A 1,802-nucleotide genomic window follows, 5' to 3' on the forward strand; every position below is an offset into this window, starting at 1 on the left:
CTCCCTATATAATCTTCATTAATCTCTTGAATGCTCCGTTTTTCTCATTTTTTTCATAAACCGAAGAAGCTTTCGCGTGGAATATCTCTGCATCGAATACCCAAGATCACAGGATTCCCGTGGTTTTGCGTATAGCAAACAGAACGTCGTTCTTTTCTGTTTGAAAAGGCCTTCCTTCTGCCCACGTCTCCTGTGGTGGCCTAACCTCCCAAGTCTATCAGGATCACATTGCTGTGTCCGCAATTCCTTCGTCCAGCCTGTCCACGTATGGGTGTCCTTATGCTCCTTCGCTGAGTCCCATGCTCTATGGAAATTTTCGGACTACCGGCTCTTCTTCTATGAAATTATGTCCAATCCATACCGGCACTTTAAAAGTGGACGTTTCCCCAGCAGGATCAGAAAAACAAAGTTCAAGCAGCTGGCGGCTGCCGGTGGATATCGTCAAGCATCTTTGTGGCGTCGTATCGGCATCCTTTTGTCAGGATGGCAAAGAATACGCGGATCAGCTTGCTGCCAACGGCAATTACCGACTGTTTCTTCTTGAGTGGATTGACTTTGCGTGTCGTGTAATACTGGTGGATCTTACGGAACTCTTCATTCCTGGACAGCAGCGGGATTACTGCGTTGAAAATCAGCATCCTGAGACGGGCGCGGCCACGTTTGCTTATCGTCGTCCGGCCTTTATGCTTTCCAGAACTGTTTTCCCTGAGGGATAATCCTGCCAGCTTCAGGATCTGCTTGGGAGAACGGAAACGTCTGACGTCTCCCACTTCAGCAAAGAACCCTGCTACTGTCGCGAGGCCAATCCCTTTTATCGCCATCAGTTTTGCACTTTCAGGAATTTCCTGGAGTAAGGATTCAATTTGCAGCATCACCTCTTCCAGCTCTTCCTCGCAAAGCTTCCATTCCTGTAGCAGCATCTTCATCTCCATCCGGGCTGCGACGGCACCGTCTTTCTGGCCAATGCTCCGCTTCGCGCAGTCCAGCAGGGTCTGTGCCCGTCTTTCACCAACTGCACGAAGTTTCATCGCACGCCATATATGGACGATACCATCCTGGCCCAGGGACAGGAGATCTTCCGGAAGACAGGCGTGCGCCAGGAGCGCCATACTGCTTTTCCCTTCGAAACTGCCATAGGCTTCCAGATATTCCGGAAAATAGATCCGAAACCACCGGGCAAACCGGTTCTTGAGGGCAATCTGCCGCTCGACCAGACGCTGACGGAGCGGCCAGATACCGCGAAGTTCTGCATAGACGCCATGCGGAATGTACGGCACGCTGTACCGTCCTTCCATTACCAGTCTTGCAATGACTTTCGGATCCTTCTGGTCATTCTTCGTCTGGCTGTTGTCGTCGAGCTCCTTGCTCTGCTTGACATGAAGCGGGTTCACAAGGACCAGCGGAATCCCTGCATGCTGCAGAAAATCGCGCAGGCCAAACCAGTAATGCCCGGTTGGCTCCATGCCAACCATGACCTGTCCCTTCGCATTCACTGTTTGCAGGTTCTGAATCCATTTCAGGAAAAGCTCGTAGCCGTCTCTGCAATCCATGAAGGAAAAGACATGACCAAGTTCAACGCCTCTCCAGTCGAATGCACGGGCATATTGCTTTCTGCTGCCGATATCGACACCAACCACTAATGTTGCCTCAGTGACTTGTTCTATCTTCTGATTCTGTGTATAATGCATAGTAGAATACCTCGTTTCTTTAGAATATATTAACTGGCCTGTTAACAATTCTATTGTAACGTAGGTATTCTTTTTTCACAAAGGCGCTATTTCCTAATTACAGGAATGCTCCTT

Annotated in this window: 1 protein-coding gene; it reads right to left on the bottom strand. The window is 49.6% G+C overall.

The features are described 5' to 3' along the window. Positions 1 to 410: 410 nt before the first annotated feature. Positions 411 to 1,688, bottom strand: a complete 1,278-nt coding sequence (locus tag DWX75_RS11930) for an IS110 family transposase (protein ID WP_118016526.1) — start codon at positions 1,686 to 1,688, stop codon at positions 411 to 413. Between the last annotated feature and the right edge of the window lie 114 nt (positions 1,689 to 1,802).

The organism is Mitsuokella sp. AF21-1AC, from assembly GCF_003458855.1.
In the GTDB taxonomy this organism is placed as follows: Bacteria; Bacillota; Negativicutes; order Selenomonadales; family Selenomonadaceae; genus Mitsuokella.

Excerpts from the sequence above, each read along its gene's own strand:
- DWX75_RS11930 (WP_118016526.1), bottom strand. The coding sequence starts at position 1,688 with ATGCATTATACACAGAATCAGAAGATAGAACAAGTCACTGAGGCAACA.